Below are 22,144 nucleotides of genomic sequence, written 5' to 3' on the forward strand. Positions count from 1 at the left end.
AGGCCGTTCGTTTTGCCACCCTAGGGTGGCTAGCCACCACTGTATGCGCGGCTATGGACCGGTGGCAAGCCACCGTGAGAGGATTTCCGCATGCCGTCCGTCCACAAGAACCCCGCCAAGGCGTTCAGGCCTGAGCCGGAGCTCTACGAGAAGGCCAAGGCCGCGGTTGCCGAGGTCGGCTCGGACATGAACGCCCACCTGGTCGGCTTCTTGCGCTGGCTCACCCACGAGACCGACCAGCTGCCGTCCCGGCCGGCCAAGTCCGAGGGCTAAGCCGCTGCGGCCAGGTCGAGCCACGCCGACGGCGGGTAGGACGTCGAGCACCACGGGCACCGGATCTCCGGCACCCCGGGCGTAGCCCTCAGGACCGCCCCGCACACCTCGCCGTCGACCTCGGCTGTGCAGGTGCCGGCGCGCACCGTACGCCCCCGCGGGTCCACGATGCTGAGCGCGGCCGCATGGTGCGCCCGCACCTCGGCCGCGAACTCGCCGGCCGCGGGCCACCACTCCGCCATCGCAGGCAGCTGCTCGCGCAGCGCGCGCACCGCCCGGAGCAGGCGCCCCCGGTAATCGCCGAAGGGCTCCGGCCACCGCACGTCGGCGTCCTCACACCAGGCCTGCCGCCACTGCTCCAGCACGGTGACCATGCCGCCCGGGCCCCGGATGTCCAGCACCTCCTCCGACACTGGGAGCGGGGCGTCCGGACTGGCACTGCGGGTTCCCACCGCAGTGGAGGCCTGTGCCGACGGTCGCAGCCAGTCCGCCAGGACCTCGTACAAGGCCGGCAGCTCGCGCAGATGGTCGTCGGTCCGAGCGGTGCACGTCTGACACAGGGTGGCGCTGCGCTGCGTCGGGGCGGCACAGGAGAGGCAGATGTCCACGGGTACCTCCGGAGCGTGGCTGGTGGAGCGGGGACTGGCCTGCCGCCCGGTGTGGGGCGGCAGGCCGGCTCGTCGGTCAGTTGGCGGGCGGCAGCGGCAGGCCCTGGGCCACGTAGCCGATGCGGAGGGCGACCTGGCCGGGCGCGCCGAGGGTGCCGCCGCAGCCGAGGCTCGCCAACTGCTCGTTGCTGCCGTTCTCGCGGAGGCTGGCGTGCTGCCACCCGGTCTCTGTGGACCAGGCGACGAGCAGGCCGTGCGGGTGGGTCTCGACGTCGACGAGCGGGTGCTCGGGCCGCCAGGTGAGGACGGCGCTGGGGACGGTGGTGATGCCGTCCTCGGCGAGCTCGTCGCAGTCGCGGATGTCGACGTCGGTGGGGCGGAGGCCGCAGGCGGTGAGGGCGTCGTCGACCTGGTCGATGTACTGCTCGGCCTGGTCCATGGTCATGGTGGTCATGGGGTCCTCGGTGGGTTGGGGGCCGCCCGCGGGGTGCGGGCGGCCGGTCGGACGTCAGCTGGTCGTGGTGCGGGCGGCCAGGACGATGCCAGCGGCGGAGGCCAGCAGCGTGCGGCACCGGAGAAGCGCGTCGCCCTGGAGGCGGATCTCGGTGCGGAGCCGCGCGATCTCCTCGTCGCGGACGGCCAGCTCGGGCTCGACGACGGCCAGCACGGAAGCGGCCAGGGCGTCGGGCTCGCCGTACACCGACGCGACCACGCCGTGCCGGAGTGCGGAGACCTGAATCGGGTGCCGGGCGTCGCACTCGGCCTCGGTGAGGTCACAGCCGCCGGGGCAGTCGTAGGCGGCGTCGCGGATCGCCTGGGCGATGCGCTCGCGGAGGTCGGACGGGGTGGTCACCGGCCCTCCCCCGCGGCCTTGGTGGTGCGGATGAACAGCGGCGCGCCGGTGTACTGCGCACGGTGCTGCTCGGTGACGTAGCCCAGGGACCGCAGCGCGGCCTCGTGCCGGTCGGTCTGGGCCTGGAGGTCGGCTCGGCTCTGGGGACGCACGCAGACCTCGACCCGCCACGGGCTGTCCTGCAGCGAGATGAAGCCGCGGGTGCAGGTACCGGAGCCGTCGCCCGTGGACACGGAGCGGGTGAAGCCGGCCTGCCGGAGCTGTCGGCTGATGGCGGCAGCGGAGAGGGTGGCGCGGGCGGCGGTCGACGGGCCGTAGGTGTCGCCGTCGTCGTAGATGCCGGGCATGCGGGGCTCCAGGGGGGTCGGGGTGCGGGCGGCGAGGGTGTCGCGGAGGGCTCGGGCGTGGGGCTTGTCGGTGGCGAGCGCGTTGTCCCATCGGTCCGCGAGGGCGGTCACGCGGTCGAGCGCGGCTCGCAGGACGTGGGCGATCTCGCGGTTCGTCTCGACGGCGGCTTCGGCCGCGGTGAGCTGGGCCGCCAGGTGGCGAACGCCCGCGCGGAGGAGCGCGGCCTCTTCCACGGTGAGACGGCGTCGGTCGGCGGTGCCGAGCAGGTGGTCGAGCTGGTCGGCGTTCGGCGGGACGGTGTTCATGCGGCGGCCCCAGCGGCGCTCGCCCGGAGGGCGCGTCGGCGTTCGGCCTGGGTCTCCCCGCCGCAGACCCCGGCCTGGCCGGTGGCCCGCGCCCAGGACCGGCACGCGAGCATGTGCGGGCAGTCGTGGCAGAGGTCCGCAGCGCGCAGCTGCTCGGCGTGGACCGGCGAGTTCCACAGGTCCGGGTCGGTGGTGCGGCAGGGCAGGACCTGGTCGTCGACGTTCAACGGCAACGGGGACGCGGCGCGCGCCGATCCGGGAGCGGTCGTGGTCACCGGGGTTCTCCTCTCTGGGTGGTTGGATGGAAGCCGGGCGGGCCTACTAGGGGTGGGCCCGCCCAAGTCAGGCGGCGACGGCGGCGGCCGCCCGGACCCACGGGTCGAGCAGCGCGGTCGCCTGGGCGATGTCGAGCGCGTCGGAGACGTCGCCGGCGGTCCAGCCGGGGCTGACCCGCACCCGCCGGTAGCGGCACAGCTGCAGCTGCTTCGGGGAAGCCGGGCGGGCCCGCCAGGCGGAGTCGCGCAGCGCCAGAGCGCGGCCCTCGCGGCTGCGGGCGCCGATCTCGGCCCACCGCATCGCGTCGGCCTGGGTGAAGTCGTGGTCGAGGCTCGGGGGCTGGACACCGCCGTCCTCGGACCAGCGGCGGATCCGGTAGAGGCCGGCCGCGCTCGGCACGAGGAAGTAGAGCGAGCGGCCGGCCGGGATGAACCAGATGCCGCCGCCGGTCCGGAGCCAGCGCACCCGCGAGTGGTGGAACAGGTCGACGTCCTCCCAGCCGACCGCGAACGCGGCCCCGGCCCCGGGCTTCGTAGGCTCGGGCTCGGCGGGCTCGGCTGCGGCCTCGGCGAGCGACTGGTTCTCGCGCAGCGCGCCGACGTCCCGGCCGGTGAGGTCGACGATGGACGCGAGCTTGTGCCGGGTCGAGCTGCCCATCACGTCGAGGACCAGGGCATCCGTCTTGCCGGGCGACGGACGGAGCACGCGGCCAACCATCTGGACGTACAGGCCCGCCGACTTGGTGGGCCGGGCGATTACCGCGCAGGACGCCCACGGCGCGTCGAACCCCTCGGTCAACACCATGCAGTTGGTGAGGACCTGGACGTCACCGGCCTTGTACCGGTCGAGGACGGCGGTCCGGTCCTCGCGGGGCATGTCGCCCCAGACGGCGGCCGCGGTGATACCGGCGGCGGTGAGGGCCTCGGCCATGCCGTGGGCGGTGGCGACGGTCGGGGTGAAAACCACCCCGGGCCGGTCGGCGGCGTGCTCGGCGTAGGCGTCGGCGACGACCCGGGCGGCGCCGGAGTCCTCCAGGGCCTGGCCGAGCTGGCTGTCCTGGAGGTCGCCGGCCCGGGTCTTGACCTTGTCGAGGTCGAGGCCGCCGACGGTGACGCGCTTGCCGCGGACGTCGACGAGGTGGCCGTCGGCCATCAGGTCGAGGATGTCGAGCTGGAACACGATGTCCTGCCAGATGTCGGCGAGGCCTCCGTCGGTGCGGGTCATGGTGGCGGTGAACCCGGCGACCGGCACGCCCGACCAGGCGCCGAAGTGGTCGAGGACCTCGACGTAGGAGTCGGCGGCGGCGTGGTGGCACTCGTCGACGACGACCAGGCCGACGCCGGTGATCGCGGCCCGCCGCTTGCGCACGGCCAGGGTCTGGACGCTCGCGACGATCACGTCCACGCCGCGGTGCTCGTTCCGGCCGGCCTTGACGATGCCGACCGTCAGGTGTGGGGCGATGGCGCGGAGCTTCGCGGCGGCCTGCTGGATGAGCTCCTCGCGGTGCGCGATGACCAAGGCCCGGCGGCCGGTCTGCTGGTGCATGCGGCTGATCAGGTGGGACAGGACGACCGTCTTCCCGGCACCGGTCGGCAGGACGACGGCGAGCCGGGTCGGGCCAGCGGCCTGCCAGCCGTCGATGAGCCTGGAGATGGCCTCGCGCTGGTACGGGCGGAGGGCAAAGAGCATGGAACACCTCGATTCGAGTGGAGACGAGCAGGGATGCGGTACGCAGTGCGTACCGGCTGCGTACCGGCTGCGTACCGGGGCAATAGGCCCTCTGACCTGCTCTTTCTTGTCTCCCTGGAGAGACTGGTATGCAGGTACGCAGAACAACAGAGGGGTCGATGTGCGCAGGCACGCACGCACGCGCACACACGCACGCACACGCCTGAGGGGTGCCATTTCCTGGCGACCGCGTACCGCCCCGCATGAGGCCCTTGAGGGGCCTTTGACCTGGGGAAACTCGGGGCCTGGGGTGGTACGCACCCCGTGCGTACCACCCCAGAGGAGGGTGGTCACTGCTCCTCGGCCTGGTCTCCGAAGGCGATGCCCTCGGGGGTGAAGGCGAGGCACTTGGCCCGTGCGCCGTCGAAGCGGCGGGGCACCAGGTGCGCCGGGCGCTGGCTCTTCAGAGTCTTCAGGTACTGCGCGTCCACCCAACTCCCGACGACCGCATCGAGCGAGTAGCCGGCCTCGGCTAGGACCCTGCGGACGCGTTCGGGGAGCAGCGCGACCTCCGTCACCCCAGCTTTGTCCACCGACAGGGCGCCCAGCCAACCGGTGTACGGCGGCCGATCCCCCATGGCCGCGCGCGAGGCGCTGTACAGCTCATGGGAGTGCCCGGCGACGTACTCCCGGAGGACGTCCAGCGCCATCTCGGGCCGGTTGTCGGTGGGGTTGTGGGCGGTGAACAGACCGCGCCATAGGTCATGGGTCAGCGGCTCGTAGGGCAGCAGCCCGATGCCGCAGGCTAGGGTTTCGGCGAGCGCCAGGACAGCAACCATTGGCGCGCGCCGGTTCGTCATGTCTCCACCGCCGCGGAACTCGTCCACCAGGCGGCGGTGGTGCTCCTTCAGTTTGTCCTGGCCGTTCGGCTGGGCCAGGCCGCTGAGGATGTACTGGATGAACTCCGGCCCCGCATGACCGTGGTTGGCGAGCACGCCTTCTCGGGCCGCCGCCGCGGCCGCCCCGCCGTCGTCGCCGAACGGAGCGACGGTGGTTCCGAGAATGCGAGCTGCCGCGCCCTGGCTGGTGGTGAAGGAAAGTGCCGGCCGTTCGCCGGATGACAGGAGGATGGTCTCCCACGGCAGCATGTTTCCGAACGCACCGCCGCTACGGGCCTTCCCGTGGTTCATCGGGAGCTGGTACAGCACCTCGTCGATGAGGCTGTCGTCGGTCACGGCCATCGTCTCGTCGAAGACGGTGAGGATCCCGCGAACCAGGTTCAACCGCTTCTCGATCGCGTACAGCGTGGTGCGCCAGTTGGACATCGCTGACGCATGCTCGGAAGGGTCCGCCCACACCGACAGCGCGCACTGGAGTGCGGTCGTCTTCCCCTTCGTCGACCGGCTGGAGATGTCCAGGGTGAAACTGTTCAGCCCGAGCGGCTTGAGCAACGGCGCGGCGAGAGCGGCAGCTACTGCGACGCGCGGCACGGGGAACGGGGCGAGCTGGCCAATGGTGTCTCGCCAGCCATCCAGCTTTCCCTTCCGCGCGTGAGCACGTGCCGGGCCTCGCTGCTCCTCGAAGGGCGTGTCCACCTTGATGCCGTCCTGAGGCGACGAGACGAAGGTGCCGTCGTCCTGCCAGCCCAACCAGCGCGCCAGTTGCTCGGACGGGATGCGCCCAACGTTGGCGGACTCGAACTCAGCGAGCCACTTCTCGACGGCGCGCGCGTCCCCTTCAACGGCAGGAAGTCCGGCCGAACCCAGCGTTTCGATCAGCTTCCGCCCCCGCTTCGCGGTCTCGCGGCTGACGATGCGGGAGATGTGTCGGGGCCGACCCAGGCTTCGGTCGATCCAGGACAGCTCCACGTACTGGTCGCCTTCGGGGTCCTCGAAGGTGGCGGTGATGACCAACGGTGCGAACGTCACGCGGAGCCAGTTCTCGCCGCTGGTGCTGAGCACCTCGACCCCACGGTCGGTGACCCGGTAGTCGAAAGGCGTGCGCACCGAGGCGGGAAGGTCGAACGAGCTGTAGTCGAACCCCTCCCTGCCGCTCGCTTCGGCCGCCGCGGCCTGGCCGCCCTGCTCGGCGGCTGGCGTCTCGGCGGCGCCCGGCTGTTCGGCGCCAGGCGTCGGGCGCGGGACACCGGCCGCCACAGGGCGGCGACTTCCGTAGTTCTGACGAGCCAACTCCTTGGCGGCTGCCTTGTGGTCGCCGCCGTGGTGCAGCAGGGCATAGGCGCCGAACTTGCTGTACGGCACCTCGGCCAGGAACTCTGAGCCGGTGGTGAAGACGAAGAGCCGGTCCTGTTCATCGCGACCGGTCGTCGCCTTCACACCGCCGACGCCGTCATCCCACCCCCAGTAGGTCTCGGAGCCGCGGGTGTGCAGAGGGCGGAAGATGCCGCGGAGGATGTCAGTCCAGTCAGCACGCGCCTCGAAGTCGTCACCGGGCCGCATCGTGCCGTCGGACCTGGGCGGTGCCGGGCGCGGTGCCGTCCGAGGCGCCTCCGGCCGGGGCACCCGGTCCATCATCCGGCAGACCTCGCGGACGGCGCCCATGGTGTCTGCGTCCAGGACTGGAATGGTGCTCGGCCCTCCGGCGATCCGGACATACGGCCGGCCGGTGGCGTGGACGGTGCCGCCGGAGGGCTCGGTGAGTCCGTACCCGCCCTCGCCTCGCGTCTCGATGAGCACGCGCAGGATCCGGCTGTTCGGCCTCTCCGCGAGACGCTGACGCTCCTCCGGGGTGTACTCGTCCTCGCGCGCCGGGCGTTGGGCCAACTTGGTGTTCGGGGGGACCGGAGCGCCCTCGACGCGAACCCGGTAGTGCACGCCGCCGGACGGCGACTCGGTTGCCCAGCCCGTTCGGATCGCGGCCCAGATGTCACCGAGACCGGAAGCCTCCATGACCTCGGTGACCTCGTCGAGGACTCCCTCGCGGACGGCGAGGCCCTCGAACTCGATCATCTCGACTCCGCCGGACACGCCGCCGTAGACGACGGCGATGCCGACGGTGCGGCCGGGGGCGAACCAGCGGTCGTGCTCCTCCGGGGTGGATCGGTGCGTCTTGTACGGCGTCCAGCTGCTGACCGCAGCCGCCTTGCTGCCGTCCGCCTTGACAGGCAGGACGCACAGGCCGGCGTTGTGGAGGTCGCGAGCGGCGTCGCGCAGGGTGGTGCTGGTCAACGGAGCTCTCTTCCGGGCTGATGGCGAGGATCTGCAGCGACGCGTCAGGCCGTGCGTCGGGTACCGATCGGCGCGGAGTCGAACATCTGGCTGATGGCGAGGATCTGGTCGAGGCGCCAGGTGAGCTTCCCGGCGACGCCGGTGAAGGGGACCCGGCGGGCGTACGCCTCCTTTTTCAGCCAGCGCGCGGTGCAGGGCAGGAGGCGGAGCTGCTCGATCTCGTCGGCGGTGTAGTGGCGGACCGCCGCCTCGGTCAGGGGCGCTACGGCGCCCGCCTCGGCCTTCGGGTCGGCCTTGGACTTCGTCCTGGCCGGGCTCTTGATCGCCTTCACAAGCGTGCTCACGACATCTCCTCTCGGTTGATGGCCGCTACGGGGACGTCCAGCGCTGCCGCTATGTCGCGGAGGCTGGTCTCGCTCGCCCCCGACTTGCCGCGCTCGACGCGCGAGATGAAGGAGCGGTCGAGACCAGCGCGCGCCGCAAGCTGACGCAGGCTCACATTGCAAGCCTGGCGGATGACCCTGATCGCCGTGCCATTCGGTGTCACGAGAGAACAGAATCACAGGTAGGCCTACGTTGCAAGCTTTTTGGCACTCAGATGACTACATCGCGATCACCGCACAAGCTCACCTTGTAGGCAGCTCAAGGGGCGCGACTTACCACGCGCACGCCCCGTGCAACCCAATGTGAGCCTTAACGCAGGCCAAAAGGCCGGATCGGGCCTCGTTGGTTGCATGGAGGGTGGTGCATCATGAGCACCATGGACAGAGACTGGGTTCGGCTGGGGCGCATGCTCGCCGCAGCCCGAAAGACCGCCGGCCTGACGCAGGGCGAGATGGCCAGCGAGTTGGATCTCGCTCGGGCAACCGTCCAGAAGATCGAGAGGGGACACGAGTACGGCAAGGTCACCTCGAACCACCGCGCGCTCGCCCGACGAGTCGGATGGACTGCGGAGAGCGTGGAGGCGGTACTCGCCGGCGGTGAACCCGCCCGCGCCGAGGTTGGCGCACACGCCCCGCCGGGCGAGACTCCAGCGCTCGACACCGCCCTGGACGGGCTGTCCGAGCGGGTCCGGCTGGCGCTGCTCGGCGGGCAGGTCGTTGATGGCGACGTGATCGATCTGGCGCCGGACGACCCCGACTCGGTGGCCGTCCTGATCCTCAAGCGAGGCGCCACCAGACCGTCGGCCAGCACGGAGCGGATGCGGGAAGATCTGCGGAAGTGGAGTCAGCTCCAACGGGCAGCCCGACAGATTTTTTCTGATGACGAATCAGGTTCTTAAATCCTCTTTGCCTACACCCGACCGTGTGATTGGATTCCGTTTACCTGAGTGGGGGGTCACCCATCACAGGTGCACAGGGGCTGCCTCATGCGGATCATGCTCGTACCGGAGATGCCCTACGGCGGAGACGTCTACGTCGAAAGGAGCGGCGACACCGAGCCAACCATCTGGCTGGACGAGAACGTCTACTCGGAGGAGCAGGCTTTCTTGCTGGCCCGGAGGCTGGACGGCCCTCCGGAAACCCGCTGATCACCGGGGCCCGGCCGTTCGCACAGCGCCACCCGTCCGGCACGGCGGGGCCCTATCGTCATGATTGGCCCCGCCGGCCAGACGACGAGAGGGGAACGCTGTGGCGTATGCAGAGAAGCGCGTAAGCCAGGCCAAGGGAAAAAAGGGAAAAGCCACTTGGCGGGCACGTTTCAAAAAGCCCGATGGTAGCTGGGACAGCGAACCGGGCTTCCCAACCAAAACGACCGCGCTCGAATACGGCCAGGAGCAGGAAGCGGCCATCCGTGCCGGCACGTGGATCGATCCGAAGCTGGGCCGAGTCCGCTTCGGAGAATGGGCGCTGGAATGGCTCCAGGCGCAGTCTCCTCGCGGCCGAACCACCGACAATCGGTGGAACCTCCTGGAATCCCACATCCTCCCCCGTTGGCGGGAAACGGCGCTGATCGCGTTCACCTGGTTCGAGGTCGAGGCCTGGGCCCGCGGACTGGCCGGCGCGGTGGCGGAGAGCACGATCCGGGACGCGGTCGGTCTGCTCTCGCGGATCCTCACCGGCGCCGTGGACGCTCGACGGATCCCGATCAACCACCTGTACAACCGGCGCCTGACAGGCGTGGACGCCGCCTCAGCGGCGCGGCGTGGCGTCCGCGCGGCTCCTGTGAAGCCGAAGCCGCCGGTGGCGCCGTATGCGACCACGGAGTCCGTCCTGCGGCTCACGCGGCGACTCGGCCCGCTCTACGGCCTGCACGTGCTCACCGTGGCGTTCGCCGGCCCCCGCTGGGAAGAGCTCACCGGGCTCCACCGCGACAACGCCATGCTGACTCGGGCCGAGGCCGACGAGGAGGGGGGCATCTTCACGTGCCCGATCATCCGGATCGACGCCGAGATCGGCGCCCTGGCCGAGTACGCCAAGCGCGACCCGGAGACAGGCAAGCGGACCTCCTTCCGCGGCATCGAGCCGCTGAAGAACCCGCAGTCGGCCCGAGACATCGACCTGCCCCCCTTCCTCGCAGACCTCCTCCAGCAGCACCTGGACTCCAGGCCCTACCCATACGTCTTCACCACGGCCAAGGGCAAGTGGTGGTGGCGGAACGCGTGGTACGAGATCATCCGCCCGGCGGCCGACGGCCGTCCTGCCCGGCCGCCCGGGCGCGGACGGCCGGCCTGCGAGGAGTGGGAGCCTCTCCACCCCGGGCTGACAATGCGGCGGCTCCGGCACACCCATGACACCTGGCAGGCCGAGGAGGACGTGCACCCGCTGCTTCAGCATGAGCAGGCCGGGCACAAGTACCCTGGAATCAAGGGCGTGTACCAGCACCCAACGCCGTCCATGCGTCGGCACCGGCTCGCGGCGTTTCAGCGGCGGTACGAGCGGACGATGGAGGCGTTGCGCTGGGACCGACTCTGGGAGGCTCAGTAAATGATCTCCCGAATATCCCCCAGATGATCATGGTTTCGGGGTTTCAGTCCTCGGACTGACGACTCGCCCCGCTGGTCAGCGGCTCGGAGGCGATGGCCTCATGGTGCCTGATCACCTCAGCGATGATGAAGTTGAGGAACTTCTCCGCGAACACCGGGTCCAGGTGCGCCCCGGCGGCCAGCTCCCGCAGGCGCTTGATCTGGGTGCGCTCCCGGGCGTGGTCGGCGGGCGGGAGCCTGTGCTCGGCCTTGAGCCGGCCGACCCGCTGGGTGGCCTTGAAGCGCTCGGCCAGCATGTGGACCACCGCGGCGTCGATGTTGTCGATGCTCTCGCGCAGGCTGGTCAGCTCGGCCCGCACGGCGTCGTCGACCCCCTCGGGCAGTCCGGCGTCGGGGGTCGTGGGGTGGTCCGTCATCGGGGCGGCTCCGCGGCTCTCTCGGTGGTGCGCCCGACCGCGCGGCGGCCGGGCCCGGGCCCGGGCCAATCTAACAGGGCGCCCGGCACCGGCCCGCACCATTCGGCCTAACCGTCCACGATACGGACGGCACACGGACCGACCTCGGGGCCGCGCTCCGAGCTGCCGGGGTCCGTCCACGGACGACCCGGACCGCTGGGGCGGCCGGGGGATTTTCGGACGCGACGGACCGGTGCGCTACTTGTGGCACGCCCCCGACCTGCACGTAGGCTGGGCGCGGCATGACCGGACGTGACGAGTCAGCAGTTCCTCAGTGATGGAGGTACCGATCGTGGCAACCACCCGCACCGCCCGCACCGCGTGGGAAGGCAACCTGGTCGACGGCAAGGGCCAGGTGACGTTCGCGTCGTCCGGCATCGGCGAGTACCCGGTCTCGTGGCCGGCCCGCGCCGAGGCCCCGAACGGCAAGACCAGCCCGGAGGAGCTCATCGCGGCCGCGCACTCCGCCTGCTTCTCGATGGCCCTCTCGCACGGCCTGACCGGCGCGGGCACCCCGCCCACCAAGCTCGACACCCAGGCCGATGTGACCTTCCAGCCGGGCACCGGTATCACCGGCATCCACCTCACGGTCACCGGCGAGGTGCCCGGGCTGGACGAGGCCGGCTTCGTGAAGGCCGCCGAGGACGCCAAGGCGAACTGCCCGGTGAGCCAGGCCCTGACCGGCACCACCATCACCCTCACGGCCAACCTGGCCGGCTGACCTTCCCGGGCGTCCCGTCCACGGCCCCGGTCCGGGCGCGGCGCGCGGTCGGCGCGCGGTCGGCGCCGAACCGGGCCCCGAGGGCGCGCTCCCGGAGCACACGCCCCTGGTGCACATCATGTGATGTGCACCAGGGGCGTCCGCATGTATCGCCACACTCGCCCCCAAACCAGACGAATCACCCTGGCGGCGGTCACCGCGCGTTGCCATCGCGTCCTATGATCGGCCGCAGCGCCCTGTTCCTCACGGTTCCTCAGGCGGGCTCCCACCCGGTCGCTCCGTCCCGAGCGTCCCGCACCGGGGTCCCGTCTCCGCGAGTCCGGCAGAGTGCGGAGCCGGCCGCCGAAGTCGGGTGACCGGCCGGACCAGCGTCAAGCGTCAGCAGCGGACGGGAGCATGCCGTGCCGGGCCAGAACGAGGGGGCCGACGCACACCACCCAGGCGTGCGGCACGAGGACCCGCGGCCACGCCGCCTCCTGCCGCCCGCCCTCCACCCCGCCCCGGCCAACGGCACGGCCCGAGCCGCCCTGGCCGACCCCCGGGAGGGCCCGGTCGACGACACCGCCCTCCGCTGCCCCACCTGTTCGGCGCCGCTCGGTGACGGCACCCACCACGAGCCGGACGGCGACGGTGCGAACGGCCGGCCGGGGGCCGAGGAGCACGGCCGGCAGCTGGCCGCCCTGCGGGCCAGCGAGTCCCGACTGCGGGCCGCCTTCTCCGACGCCGCCATCGGCATGGCCCTCATCGACCCCGAGGACCGGATCATCGAGGTCAACCCCGCCTTCGCCGCGTTGACCGGCCGCACCGTCGACGAGCTGGTGCGGACCCACCTCCACGAGATCGTCGACCCCGAGGGCATGCCGCGCCGGCTGTTCCCCGCACTCGTCCACGGCGAGCACGACCGGCTCCGGGTCGAGAAGCAGCTCAAGCACCGCGCGGGGCGGACGGTCTGGAGCAAGGTGACCGTCTCGCTGATCCGGGACGCCGAGGGCAACCCGCTGTACACGCTCGCCCTGGTCGAGGACATCACCGAGCAGCGCCGGCTGGGCGACCGCCTGGAGTACCAGGCCCTCCACGACCCGCTGACCCGGCTGCCCAACCGGACGTACTTCTTCGAACGCCTCGACGCCGCCTGCCTCACCCCCGACCGGGCGACAGGGCCGGTCGCCGGGAGCACCGGGAGCGCCGGAACCGCCGACGGCTCCGGCGTCGCGGCCGACGGGACCGGGACAGGGGTCAGGGTCGGGGGCGCGGCAGGGGGCGGCGGGCCCCGGGTCGGCGTCTGCTACCTGGACCTCGACGGGTTCGCCGCGATCAACGAGGCCCTCGGCCACCACATCGGCGACCAGCTGCTGATCGCCGTCGCGACCCGGCTGCGGCGCGGCTTCTCCGCGCACGGCGCCCAACTCGTCGCGCGGATGGGCGGTGACGAGTTCGCCGTCCTGGTGACCGACAGCAGCGGCAGCGACCAGCTCACCGACCTGGCCGCCCGGATCCTCGACGCCCTGGAGCGCCCGTTCGACGTGGCCGGCCACCGGCTGGTGGTCACCGCCAGCGTCGGCGTCGTCGAACGCTCCGTGCACGAGACCACCCCCACCGACCTGGTCAAGGACGCCGACGCCACCCTGTACTGGTCCAAGGCCGACGGCCGGGCCCGCTGGACCCTCTACGACCCCGACCGGGGCGCCCACCAGCTGACCCGCCAACTGCTCGCCACCGCGCTGCGCCCGGCGCTGGAGCGCGGCGAGTTCACCATCGAGTACCAGCCGCTGGTCGGCCTGGCCGACGGCGCGGTGCACGGCGCCGAGGCGCTGGTCCGCTGGCGCCACCCCCGCTACGGGACGCTCTCGCCGGACCGCTTCATCCCGCTCGCCGAGGAGTCCGGGGCGATCGTGCCGCTCGGCAAGTGGGTGCTGGAGGAGTCCTGCCGCCAGGCGTACCGCTGGCTCACCGAGTTCCCCGAGACCGAGACCTTCGTGAGCGTCAACCTGGCCGCCCGCCAGATCTGGGACTCCGACGTGGTCGCCGATGTCGCCCAGGCCCTCGACCGCACCGGCCTGCCGGCGCGGCTGCTGCAGCTGGAGATCACCGAGAGCGCGCTGCTCGGCCCCGGTGGACGCCCGCTCCAGGCGCTCCAGGCACTCGCCGACATGGGTGTGCGGATCGCGATCGACGACTTCGGGACGGGCTACTCGAACCTGGCCTACCTCTCCCGGCTCCCGGTGCACGTGCTGAAGCTGGACGGCACCTTCATCGAAGGATTCCGCGACCCGGCGCCGGCCGGCGGCCGGCCGGAGCTGCCCGAGGTCCGCTCACGGCGGAGCGACGCCGACGAGCAGATCGTCGGCGCGATGGTGCAGCTGGCCCACACGCTCGGCCTGACCGTGACCGCCGAGGGCATCGAGAGCGCCGCGCAGGCCGAACGGCTGCGGCTCACCGGCTGCGACACCGCCCAGGGCTGGTACTTCGCCCGCCCCGGCGAGGCGGAGCTGGTCGCGGCGATACTCCGCGACGGCCGGGACGAGCGGGATGACCGGGCGGACCGGGCGGGCGTGGAGAACCGGGACCGGCGGGACACCCCGGGCGAGCGTTGACCCAGGGGCGTCCCGGCCCCGGTCCCGACCTCCCTCAGGCGGTCGCGGTCCGGTCCCCGGTCAGGCCGTACGCCTCGGCGATCAGCCCGTAGGACCGCAGCCGCGCCTCGTGGCCGTGGATGTGCGAGGTCACCATCAGCTCGTCCACCCCGGTCCGCTTGCGGAGCGCCTCCAGCCCGTCGGCCACCTCTCCCGGGGCACCCAGGACGACATTGCCCAGCCAGTCGTCGATGAAGTCCGCCTCCACCGGGCTGTACGGGTAGGCCTCGGCCTCCTCGGGGGTGGGGATCGGGCCCGGGTCGCCCCGGCGCAGCCGCAGCATGCTGAGCCCGGCGGAGCGGGCGAGGCGGCGGGCGGAGGCCTTGTCCTCGGCCGCGACCGCGCTCACCCCGATCAGCGCGTAGGGCTCGTCGAGGACGGCCGAGGGGCGGAACTCCGAGCGGTAGAGGTCGAGCGCCGGAAGGGTGTTCGCGCTGCTGAAGTGGTGGGCGAAGGCGAACGGCAGGCCGAGCCGGCCGGCCAGCTGGGCGCTGAATCCGGAGGAGCCGAGCAGCCAGACCGGCGGCCGCCCCTCCCCCTTCGGGACGGCGGTGAGCCGCTCGTACGGGTGCCCTGCGGGGAAGCTGCCGTCGAGGAAGTGGGTCAGCTCGGCGAGCTGCCGGGGGAAGTCGTCGGCGCCCTCGCCGAGGCCCCGGCGCAGGGCCCGGGCGGTGGCCTGGTCGGTGCCGGGGGCGCGGCCGAGGCCGAGGTCGATCCGTCCTGGGTGGAGCGACTCCAGCAGGCCGAACTGCTCGGCGATCGCCAGCGGGGCGTGGTTGGGCAGCATCACGCCGCCGGACCCGAGGCGCAGGGTGCTGGTGTGGGCCCCGAGGTGGGCCAGCAGGACGGCGGGCGTGGAGCTGGCGACGCCGGGCATGCCGTGGTGCTCGGCCACCCAGAAGCGGTGGTAGCCCCACTGTTCGGCACTGCGGGCCAGCGTGGTGGTCGCGGCGAGCGCCTGCGCGGGCGTGTGGCCGACCCCGACGGTGGCCAGGTCGAGAATCGACAGCGGGGCGGGCGCCGTTCCCCGGGAGGTGCCCCGGATCGCGTCCGCGGAGTGCGGGCCGGACCCGTTCTCCCGCCGGCTCTCCTGACTGTCCTCGGTCGTCATGCCGTCCGTCCTCCTGGCCGTGGTCGGGTACCGTCCGCCGGTGCGGTGCACCGGCGCTGCCCACCGGTGGCGGTCGGTGCCGCAGCCGGTGCCGACACTGGTCAACCCCGCCCCCGGGTCGCCTTGTTCCCCGGCCGGCGGTCCGGCCGGACCCTCCCGAGGGCGCCCGCCGACCGGCCTCCGCCGGCCGCCCGGTGACGTTCCCGCGGGCCTCCTGCGACTCCGGCCCCGGGTGGAGAGGCTGACGCAGAGCCAGCGGACGAACACCCGTGGCGACTTCACGCCAGCGCGGGAAGTCGCCAGCCCGGGGGCTCGCGGCCGGCCGTCGCCATCCGGCAGGCTAGGGCTCAGGCGGATCACCCAACCGGATCCGCACCACCAGCAAGATCGTCGGGCTGGACCAGCGCCGACCGATCCCCGCGAGCCCTCGGAGCGGCACCCCGCCCCGGGGGCTCGTGCCATGGTCCGCCCGGCGCCGGGGTGTGCCGCGTCCCGAACGGGCCGGAGCGGATGTGAGATACGCCACCCGCACCCACCGCATGACCGGGGTGCTTCATGGCATGAATAGTCGAGGCGCTAGCGTTGTCCCTTGCAACCACTGCTCCCCCGGGCAGCCTGGAGGGAGTAAGGGCATGGACATCGCGGCACTGGTCGGATCCTCATGGATCTGCGGCCTGGCGCTCTGCGCCGTGCTCGGCGATGCCTTCCTCCCGTTCCTGCCCAGCGGGACCCTCGTCATACTCGCGGTGCTCAAGACGGCGCAGATAGACGGCGCCCCCGTGCTCCTCGGGCTCGGGGTGGCCACGGCCTCCTTCCTCGGCGACCTGCTGCTGCTCCAGCTCGCGCGCCGCGGTGCGCCGATGGTCAACCGGCGCCTGGAACACCGCCCGAAGCTGGCGGCCAGCGTGGCACGGGTCCAGCAGGCCCTGGACGGGCGCACCACCCGGGCGGCGGCGGCCATGGTGGTGATCGCCCGCTTCGTACCGGCCGGGCGGACCATCCTCGACCTGGCCATCGGCCACTCCCCCGCCCATCCGCACCGCTTCCTGCGGTGGTCGGCCCTGGCCGCGCTGATCTGGGCGGCCTACATCGTGACCCTGGGCTGGCTCAACAGCCACTGGTTCGACACCGCCTGGCTGAGCCTCGCGGTCTCCTGCACGGCCGCCACCGTGGTGAGCACCGCCATCGCACGGGTCGCCTGCCGCAGCCGCCGCGTCTCCCTCGGCTGACGCCACAACGCCGGCGCCCTCGAAACGCCCCCCGCGAAACGGGCGAAGCGTCACAGGACGGCAACAGAAGACATTTCTTCGCATCCCGTACAGGTGTGCCCGGCGTGTTCAGTACCGGCGGACCTCGGGCCCCTTGGTGACCCCCGCGTTCGCATGACATGCTAACGACGGATAATCAATCAATTGTCCGATATGACTGGCACGGCCTGAGTTGCGGCCTCACCGGTCCGGGCAGCAGGGGAGACGATGGCCGGCATCTCGCGCAGGACCGTGCTCACAGCCACCGCCGCGACTGCGGCTCTCGGAGCGGTGGCGGCCTGTTCCGGTGGCGGCTCGGGATCGACCGATCCCACCGGGTCCGCCTCGGGCTCCGCCCCTGCCCCCACGACCGGCACCGGGAGTTCCGGACCGGCCGCCGGGTCCTCCGCCACGGCCCCGGCCAAGGGCACGCCGATCGGGGACGGCTCGACCTCCGACACCGGCCCCCAGCCGAACCAGCCCAAGCCGGAGAAGCTCAAGCCGGGCGAGCGGCCGCCGCAGTTCGTGGTCTTCTCCTGGGACGGCGCCGGCGGCACCGAGGACGGCCAGTTCCCCCGGTTCCTCAAGCTCGCCGAGGAGCACAAGGCCTCGATGACCTTCTTCCTCTCCGGCATCTACGCCCTCCCCAAGGGCAAGGCCGACCTCTACCACCCGCCGAAGCACGCGGTCGGCGCCTCCGACATCCCCTATCTGTCGGACGGCGCGGTGAAGGCCACCCTCAAGCTGATCAGCCAGGCCTGGTCGGCCGGCCATGAGATAGGCACCCACTTCAACGGCCACTTCTGCTCGACCCGCTCGGACGGCAACGGCGTCAACAAGTGGACCCCCGAGGACTGGCAGAGCGAGATAGACCAGGCCGTCGGCTTCGTGACCCAGTGGCGGACGAACACCGGCTTCACCGACGTCGACCCGCTCCCCTTCGACTACAAGAAGGAGCTGATCGGCGGCCGCACCCCCTGCCTGGAGGGGCAGAAGGCCCTGCTGCCGACCATCGCCAACCTGGGGTGGAAGTACGACGCCAGCTCCTCGGGCGGCCTGCAGATCTGGCCGCAGAAGGTGCAGGACGGCAAGATCTGGGACCTCCAGTTGCAGAGCATCCCCTTCCCCGGGCACACCTTCCAGGTGCTCTCCATGGACTACAACGTCCTGGCCAACCAGTCCGCGGGCAGTACCAAGGGGGACCCGGCCAAGTACAACGACTGGCGCACCCAGGCGCGGGACGCCTACCTGGCCGGGTTCGACCGCGCCTACAACGGCAACCGCGCGCCGTTCTTCATCGGCAACCACTTCGAGCAGTGGAACGGCGGCATCTACATGGACGCCGTCGAGGAGACGCTCAAGACCATCGCCGGCAAGCCCGAGGTCCGGCTGGTCTCCTTCAAGCAGCTCGTCGAGTGGCTGGAGGTCCAGGACCAGTCCACCCTCCGCAAGCTGCGCACCCTCAACGTCGGACAGGCGCCGGCCGGCGGCTGGGAGTCCTTCCTGGGCGCGGCCGGCTGACCCGTCGCGGCGGCTACGCGTCGGCGGGGCCGCCGGAGGCCGTGCCGAGCAGGGCGCGGACCACCGCCTCGGCCCCCGCGCGACCCCAGAGGATCGAGTAGTGGTTGGTGTCCGGCACCGTCGACGCCAGGACCGGGTGGGCGCGGTCCAGCCCGACGGCGGCGAGCCGCTTCTCGTCGTAGAGGCCCTGCGGCTCGTCGAGCAGACCGCGCTCCGCCCAGATCAGCTCGCCCGGGCAGGGCAGCCGGTGCACGGCGGTGGCCGCTTCCTGGTCCAGCAGGACCTGTGACCCGTCGGTCTCGACCGCCGCCAGCACGCAGGAGGAGCGCAGCTCGGGTTCGTCGCCGACGAGATCGCGCTGGGTGTACGCGTCGATCTCCGCGGACCAGTCGGCGGCGAAGGCCGGGTGCCGCTGCCAGAACTCGCGGTACGCCTGCCGGTCGGGGAAGGTCATCGACAGCCGGGCCAGCGCCGGCCCGAGCACGGTGGCCAGGGCGTCGTCCTCGCTCACGCCCTCGGGCAGCGGGAAGGTGACCCCGCCGTCGACCAGCACCACCCGACCGACCAGGTCGGGGTGGCGGACGGCCGCCAGGGCCGTCACCCACGCGCCCATGGAGTGGCCGGTCACGACGGTCGGCCCCAGACCGAGTCCGGCGATCAGGGCCGCCACGTCGTCGGCGTGGCGGGCGAGTCCGTAGGGCCCGCCGAGGTCGCGGCTGTCACCGCGCCCGCGCAGGTCGGGTGCGAGCAGGGTGGCCCGCCCGGCGAGGCGGCGGGCGACCTCGAACCAGGCGAGGCCGTTGGCGGTGATGCCGTGCACGGCCACGACGGTCGGGGCGCCGGGCACAGTGGCGGGCCAGCGGAGCACGGACAGCTCCCCGCCGGGGACCGGGACGCCCAGCCGTTCCGGGGCCGCCAGCCCACCGGGGACCCCGGACGGCTCGGGCGGCTCGGGCGGCGGAGCGGGCTGGGCGGATCGATCGGTCGCCCGGTGTGTCGACGGGCTCTCGGACTGGCTCACGCGGGACTACCTCCTGGGAGGGCGGGCACTGGGCGGAACGGCGGTCCGGCCGGCGACCCGGGCCGAACGGGTGGAGCGGGCGGCACGGATCCGGGCGGACGGCCTGGCCGGGCCGCCCGGCAGCACATGGACCACGGCGGCGAAGAGGCCCGAGGGCGGCGAGGGCCGGGGCCGGGTGGGGGGCGGGGGCGGAGGCGATCCAGGAGAGGTCGGTGGTGTTCTCGATGCCCCGGGGGCGGCCGGCGGTCGGCCCGCCGGGATCGCGCCGGACGAGAATCGAACCGGCCGGTGCGAAGGCCGGGGTGGCCGTGGAGGAGCCGGTGCCGGTGACGCGGAGGCCGACCGGGCCGAGCAGCAAGGGCCGGCGCGACGGTGCGGGCGGCGCCGAAGGCGGCCGCCGTCGCGAACGGCAGCCGGAGCTTCGGCCTGGCGAGGTCGGTGGTGCGGAGGCCGGTCGCGAAGCAGCGCGCGGCCGAAGGGCAGCAGTCCGGTACGGCCGGGCCGAAGGCCGTACCCGGAGGCGAGGGCCCCGTAGAACAGGCACGGGGCGATGAGTGGGAGGCTCCCGGGGCTGCCGAGCGGGCCGGCGAGCAGTCCCGGGGCGGGAAGCGCACTGTATGGGGCGACAAGGAACAGGATCAGCAGAGCGATCGGCCACGATCGTAGCCCTCGGTGCGGGATTGTCGAGCGATTTGTGATCGATTCACCTGTTCGAGCGATTCCAGCCCGTTCGGGCCCTCCTGAGCGGCTTCCGGCTGCGTCGATGTCAGTGCCGGGGACCGGAGGCGGTGGCGCCGGCCACGAGGAGGACACAGGCCGCAACCGCGGCGAGCCCGCGCGCGGAGCGGGCTCCGGATCGGACACCGGAGGGGGTCGTGGTGGGAACTGTCGAGCTGTGCATGATGACCGGCTCCCGAGGGCGGTGCTGTCGAGGTGGATGCCGGAACCGTAGACGGGGCGTACGGGCAGCGACATGTGTCCGGCCGATGCATCAGACCGCGCCGCTGTGGCGGCCGGCTCCATACCGCCCGCCGGACGGCGGCCCGGCGGTGCCCCGGTGTGGCCGTACGCCATGCCTCTCCGGCAGAGCGTGGCGGCGGCCGACATGGCCACGCAGGGCCGGCCGACGTGACGGTGGGTACGGCGGACCACGCACCACACCCCCCGCATCCCACCCCTCCCCCCTTCCCCTCCCGATCCCCCTCACGAGGTGACACCTTGGACAAGGTCCTGGACTCCGCCGCCGACGCGGTCGGCGACATCCCCGACGGCGCGGTGCTCGCCGTCGGCGGCTTCGGCCTCTGCGGCATCCCCAGCACGCTGATCGGCGCGCTCGCGGCCACCGACACCACCGGGCTGCGGGTGGTGTCGAACAACTGCGGGGTGGACGACTGGGGGCTGGGGCTGCTCCTGCGGGCCGGGCGGATCGCCCGGATGACCTCCTCCTACGTCGGGGAGAACAAGGAGTTCGCGCGGCAGTACCTCTCCGGCGAACTGGAGGTGGAGCTGACCCCGCAGGGCACGCTCGCCGAGCGGCTGCGGGCCGGTGGCGCGGGGATCCCCGCGTTCTTCACTCCCGCCGGGGTCGGCACCCAGGTCGAGGAGGGCGGACTGCCGTGGCGGTACGCGGCGGACGGATCGGTCGCGGTGGCCTCGCCGCCCAAGGAGGTCCGGGAGTTCGGCGGGCGTCGCCACCTCCTGGAGGAGGCCATCACGGCGGACTTCGCCCTGGTCCGCGCCGAGGTCGCGGACCGCCACGGCAACTGCGTGTTCCACGCCGCGGCCCGGAACTTCAATCCGCTCTGCGCGACGGCCGGGCGGATCACCGTCGTCGAGGCGGACCGGATCGTCGAGCCGGGCGAGTTGGCCCCGGACGCCGTCCACCTGCCGGGGGTGTACGTCGACCGGGTCGTCGCCGCCGACCCGCAGGACCGGCGGATCGAACGGCGCACCGTCCGCGCCGCGGCCCCCGAGGACGCCGCGGGCTCCACCGCCCGGAACGCGCTCGCGGCCCGGGCGGCGCGCGAACTGCGCGACGGCCAGTACGTCAACCTGGGCATCGGACTGCCCACACTGATCCCCGATCACCTCCCGGCCGGCGTGCACGTGGTGCTGCACTCCGAGAACGGCATCCTGGGCGTCGGCCCGTTCCCGGTGGAGGGGGACGAGCACCCCGACCTGATCAACGCCGGGAAGGAGACCGTCACGCTCACCGCCGGGGCCTCGACCTTCGACTCCACGTCCTCCTTCGGCATGGTCCGGGCGGGTCGGATCGATGTCTCGGTGCTCGGCGCGATGCAGGTCTCGGCCACCGGGGACCTCGCCAACTGGATGATCCCGGGCAAGACCGTCAAGGGCATGGGCGGCGCCATGGACCTGGTGCACGGCGCCCGGCGGCTGATCGTCGTGATGGAGCACACGGCGCGGGACGGTTCACCGAAGATCGTCGAGCGGCTCTCACTTCCCGCCACCGGCCGGGGCGTTGTGGACCGGATCGTCACCGAACTCGCGGTGATCGACGTGGCGCCGGAGGGGCTGCGGCTGGTCGAGACGGCGCCCGGAGTCACCGTCGACGAGGTGCGGGCGGCGACCGGTGCCGCCCTGCTGCCGCCGCTGTCGGCCCGGGCGGCGCCGCCAGTACGACACACCCACTGAACCACACACACATTCGAACAATCCGGAGGTGTCGAAACGCGATTCACCCCCTATAACACCGACACGCCCCCGATTGGCCGGGAATCACCGGATTCACCGATCTCCTCCCTGATCATCTTTCGGACCGGTTGCAATCAGGCTTCCCCTCCGCGACAGTTGGGGAAGCCCGGGGATCCCGGCGCCCCGGAAGGGAGTCCGGGACCGCCACGGGGATCCCGCTTTCCGACGCCGTTCCGCCACCGCGCACCACCCTCGATCGCGCACGTTCCAACGATTGACGGCCAGGGATCACCGAAAGCCACCGGACCGCCGGAATGCCGAACCACCGGAAGCGG

Annotated in this window: 21 protein-coding genes; 9 read left to right on the plus strand and 12 right to left on the minus strand. The window is 72.2% G+C overall.

Annotated features, from left to right (window positions below; all coding sequences use genetic code 11):
- Positions 1-90 precede the first annotated feature (90 nt).
- Entirely contained in the window at positions 91-273 is a 183-nt protein-coding gene (locus tag ACFC0B_RS24005) for a hypothetical protein (protein WP_376089271.1), read from the plus strand.
- Here ACFC0B_RS24005 and ACFC0B_RS24010 read toward each other — a convergent pair.
- The 9 genes from ACFC0B_RS24010 to ACFC0B_RS24050 form a co-directional block, all read right to left on the minus strand.
- Positions 270-674, minus strand: coding sequence for a hypothetical protein (locus ACFC0B_RS24010; RefSeq protein ID WP_376089274.1), 405 nt, complete (start codon positions 672-674; stop codon positions 270-272). The genes ACFC0B_RS24005 and ACFC0B_RS24010 overlap by 4 nt on opposite strands.
- A gap of 283 nt (positions 675-957) precedes the next feature.
- The gene (locus ACFC0B_RS24015; RefSeq protein ID WP_376089277.1) at positions 958-1,335 is read right to left on the minus strand and encodes a hypothetical protein; all 378 of its coding nucleotides are present in this window, start codon (positions 1,333-1,335) and stop codon (positions 958-960) included.
- 54 nt (positions 1,336-1,389) lie between these two features.
- Positions 1,390-1,734 carry a hypothetical protein gene (locus ACFC0B_RS24020; RefSeq protein WP_376089280.1) on the minus strand — a complete coding sequence of 115 codons (345 nt, stop codon included), beginning with the start codon at positions 1,732-1,734 and terminating at the stop codon, positions 1,390-1,392.
- Positions 1,731-2,387, minus strand: coding sequence for a hypothetical protein (locus tag ACFC0B_RS24025; RefSeq protein WP_376089283.1), 657 nt, complete (start codon positions 2,385-2,387; stop codon positions 1,731-1,733). The genes ACFC0B_RS24020 and ACFC0B_RS24025 overlap by 4 nt, the downstream gene beginning before the upstream one ends.
- On the minus strand, positions 2,384-2,662 hold the full coding sequence (locus tag ACFC0B_RS24030; protein ID WP_376089286.1) for a WhiB family transcriptional regulator: 279 nt from the start codon (positions 2,660-2,662) through the stop codon (positions 2,384-2,386). Before ACFC0B_RS24030 ends, ACFC0B_RS24025 begins: the two co-directional genes overlap by 4 nt.
- Before the next feature lie 67 nt (positions 2,663-2,729).
- Positions 2,730-4,352 carry a DEAD/DEAH box helicase gene (locus tag ACFC0B_RS24035; RefSeq protein WP_376089289.1) on the minus strand — a complete coding sequence of 541 codons (1,623 nt, stop codon included), beginning with the start codon at positions 4,350-4,352 and terminating at the stop codon, positions 2,730-2,732.
- A 329-nt stretch (positions 4,353-4,681) separates the two neighbouring features.
- Positions 4,682-7,519, minus strand: coding sequence for a DUF927 domain-containing protein (locus ACFC0B_RS24040; protein WP_376089292.1), 2,838 nt, complete (start codon positions 7,517-7,519; stop codon positions 4,682-4,684).
- Positions 7,520-7,563: 44 nt separating this feature from the next.
- The gene (locus ACFC0B_RS24045) at positions 7,564-7,863 is read right to left on the minus strand and encodes a hypothetical protein (protein ID WP_376089295.1); all 300 of its coding nucleotides are present in this window, start codon (positions 7,861-7,863) and stop codon (positions 7,564-7,566) included.
- On the minus strand, positions 7,860-8,066 hold the full coding sequence (locus ACFC0B_RS24050; RefSeq protein ID WP_376089298.1) for a helix-turn-helix domain-containing protein: 207 nt from the start codon (positions 8,064-8,066) through the stop codon (positions 7,860-7,862). The genes ACFC0B_RS24045 and ACFC0B_RS24050 overlap by 4 nt, the downstream gene beginning before the upstream one ends.
- 204 nt (positions 8,067-8,270) lie before the next feature.
- Here ACFC0B_RS24050 and ACFC0B_RS24055 point away from each other — a divergent pair, with 204 nt between their 5' ends.
- The 3 genes from ACFC0B_RS24055 (at position 8,271) to ACFC0B_RS24065 (ending at position 10,446) form a co-directional block, all read left to right on the plus strand.
- On the plus strand, positions 8,271-8,801 hold the full coding sequence (locus ACFC0B_RS24055; RefSeq protein WP_376089301.1) for a helix-turn-helix domain-containing protein: 531 nt from the start codon (positions 8,271-8,273) through the stop codon (positions 8,799-8,801).
- 87 nt (positions 8,802-8,888) lie between these two features.
- On the plus strand, positions 8,889-9,050 hold the full coding sequence (locus ACFC0B_RS24060; RefSeq protein WP_376089304.1) for a hypothetical protein: 162 nt from the start codon (positions 8,889-8,891) through the stop codon (positions 9,048-9,050).
- A 100-nt stretch (positions 9,051-9,150) separates the two neighbouring features.
- Positions 9,151-10,446 carry a hypothetical protein gene (locus tag ACFC0B_RS24065; RefSeq protein WP_376089307.1) on the plus strand — a complete coding sequence of 432 codons (1,296 nt, stop codon included), beginning with the start codon at positions 9,151-9,153 and terminating at the stop codon, positions 10,444-10,446.
- A gap of 43 nt (positions 10,447-10,489) precedes the next feature.
- Here ACFC0B_RS24065 and ACFC0B_RS24070 read toward each other — a convergent pair whose 3' ends face one another.
- A complete protein-coding gene (locus ACFC0B_RS24070) occupies positions 10,490-10,861 on the minus strand; it encodes a chorismate mutase (protein WP_376089310.1) in 372 nt (123 codons plus the stop codon).
- Positions 10,862-11,192: 331 nt separating this feature from the next.
- Between ACFC0B_RS24070 and ACFC0B_RS24075 the strand changes: the two genes are divergently transcribed.
- Both ACFC0B_RS24075 and ACFC0B_RS24080 read left to right on the plus strand, forming a co-directional pair.
- On the plus strand, positions 11,193-11,621 hold the full coding sequence (locus tag ACFC0B_RS24075; protein WP_350571830.1) for an OsmC family protein: 429 nt from the start codon (positions 11,193-11,195) through the stop codon (positions 11,619-11,621).
- 443 nt (positions 11,622-12,064) lie between these two features.
- Positions 12,065-14,215, plus strand: a complete 2,151-nt coding sequence (locus ACFC0B_RS24080) for a putative bifunctional diguanylate cyclase/phosphodiesterase (RefSeq protein WP_376089314.1) — start codon at positions 12,065-12,067, stop codon at positions 14,213-14,215.
- A gap of 34 nt (positions 14,216-14,249) precedes the next feature.
- Here ACFC0B_RS24080 and ACFC0B_RS24085 read toward each other — a convergent pair whose 3' ends face one another.
- On the minus strand, positions 14,250-15,365 hold the full coding sequence (locus ACFC0B_RS24085; RefSeq protein ID WP_376089317.1) for an LLM class flavin-dependent oxidoreductase: 1,116 nt from the start codon (positions 15,363-15,365) through the stop codon (positions 14,250-14,252).
- Between the two features lie 632 nt (positions 15,366-15,997).
- On the opposite strand from ACFC0B_RS24085, the gene ACFC0B_RS24090 reads away from it, so the two are divergent.
- Together ACFC0B_RS24090 and ACFC0B_RS24095 are read left to right on the plus strand one after the other, a co-directional pair.
- Positions 15,998-16,594, plus strand: a complete 597-nt coding sequence (locus ACFC0B_RS24090) for a DedA family protein (RefSeq protein WP_376089320.1) — start codon at positions 15,998-16,000, stop codon at positions 16,592-16,594.
- Between the two features lie 246 nt (positions 16,595-16,840).
- Positions 16,841-18,133 carry a hypothetical protein gene (locus ACFC0B_RS24095; RefSeq protein WP_376089323.1) on the plus strand — a complete coding sequence of 431 codons (1,293 nt, stop codon included), beginning with the start codon at positions 16,841-16,843 and terminating at the stop codon, positions 18,131-18,133.
- Between the two features lie 13 nt (positions 18,134-18,146).
- On the opposite strand, the gene ACFC0B_RS24100 is transcribed toward ACFC0B_RS24095, so the two are convergent.
- Positions 18,147-19,052: an alpha/beta hydrolase gene (locus ACFC0B_RS24100; protein ID WP_376089720.1), complete on the minus strand. Its 906-nt coding sequence runs from the start codon at positions 19,050-19,052 to the stop codon at positions 18,147-18,149.
- A 1,320-nt stretch (positions 19,053-20,372) separates the two neighbouring features.
- Between ACFC0B_RS24100 and ACFC0B_RS24105 the strand changes: the two genes are divergently transcribed.
- On the plus strand, positions 20,373-21,809 hold the full coding sequence (locus ACFC0B_RS24105; RefSeq protein ID WP_376089326.1) for a 3-oxoacid CoA-transferase: 1,437 nt from the start codon (positions 20,373-20,375) through the stop codon (positions 21,807-21,809).
- Positions 21,810-22,144: the final 335 nt, after the last annotated feature.

It is taken from the genome of Kitasatospora sp. NPDC056184 (assembly GCF_042268405.1).
In the GTDB taxonomy this organism is placed as follows: Bacteria; Actinomycetota; Actinomycetes; order Streptomycetales; family Streptomycetaceae; genus Kitasatospora.

Coding starts and splice junctions, on each gene's coding strand:
- ACFC0B_RS24015 (WP_376089277.1), bottom strand. CDS start 1,335: ATGACCACCATGACCATGGACCAGGCCGAGCAGTACATCGACCAGGTC.
- ACFC0B_RS24005 (WP_376089271.1), top strand. CDS start 91: ATGCCGTCCGTCCACAAGAACCCCGCCAAGGCGTTCAGGCCTGAGCCG.
- ACFC0B_RS24060 (WP_376089304.1), top strand. CDS start 8,889: ATGCGGATCATGCTCGTACCGGAGATGCCCTACGGCGGAGACGTCTAC.
- ACFC0B_RS24035 (WP_376089289.1), bottom strand. CDS start 4,352: ATGCTCTTTGCCCTCCGCCCGTACCAGCGCGAGGCCATCTCCAGGCTC.
- ACFC0B_RS24095 (WP_376089323.1), top strand. CDS start 16,841: ATGGCCGGCATCTCGCGCAGGACCGTGCTCACAGCCACCGCCGCGACT.
- ACFC0B_RS24090 (WP_376089320.1), top strand. CDS start 15,998: ATGGACATCGCGGCACTGGTCGGATCCTCATGGATCTGCGGCCTGGCG.
- ACFC0B_RS24070 (WP_376089310.1), bottom strand. CDS start 10,861: ATGACGGACCACCCCACGACCCCCGACGCCGGACTGCCCGAGGGGGTC.
- ACFC0B_RS24085 (WP_376089317.1), bottom strand. CDS start 15,365: ATGACGACCGAGGACAGTCAGGAGAGCCGGCGGGAGAACGGGTCCGGC.
- ACFC0B_RS24025 (WP_376089283.1), bottom strand. CDS start 2,387: ATGAACACCGTCCCGCCGAACGCCGACCAGCTCGACCACCTGCTCGGC.
- ACFC0B_RS24055 (WP_376089301.1), top strand. CDS start 8,271: ATGAGCACCATGGACAGAGACTGGGTTCGGCTGGGGCGCATGCTCGCC.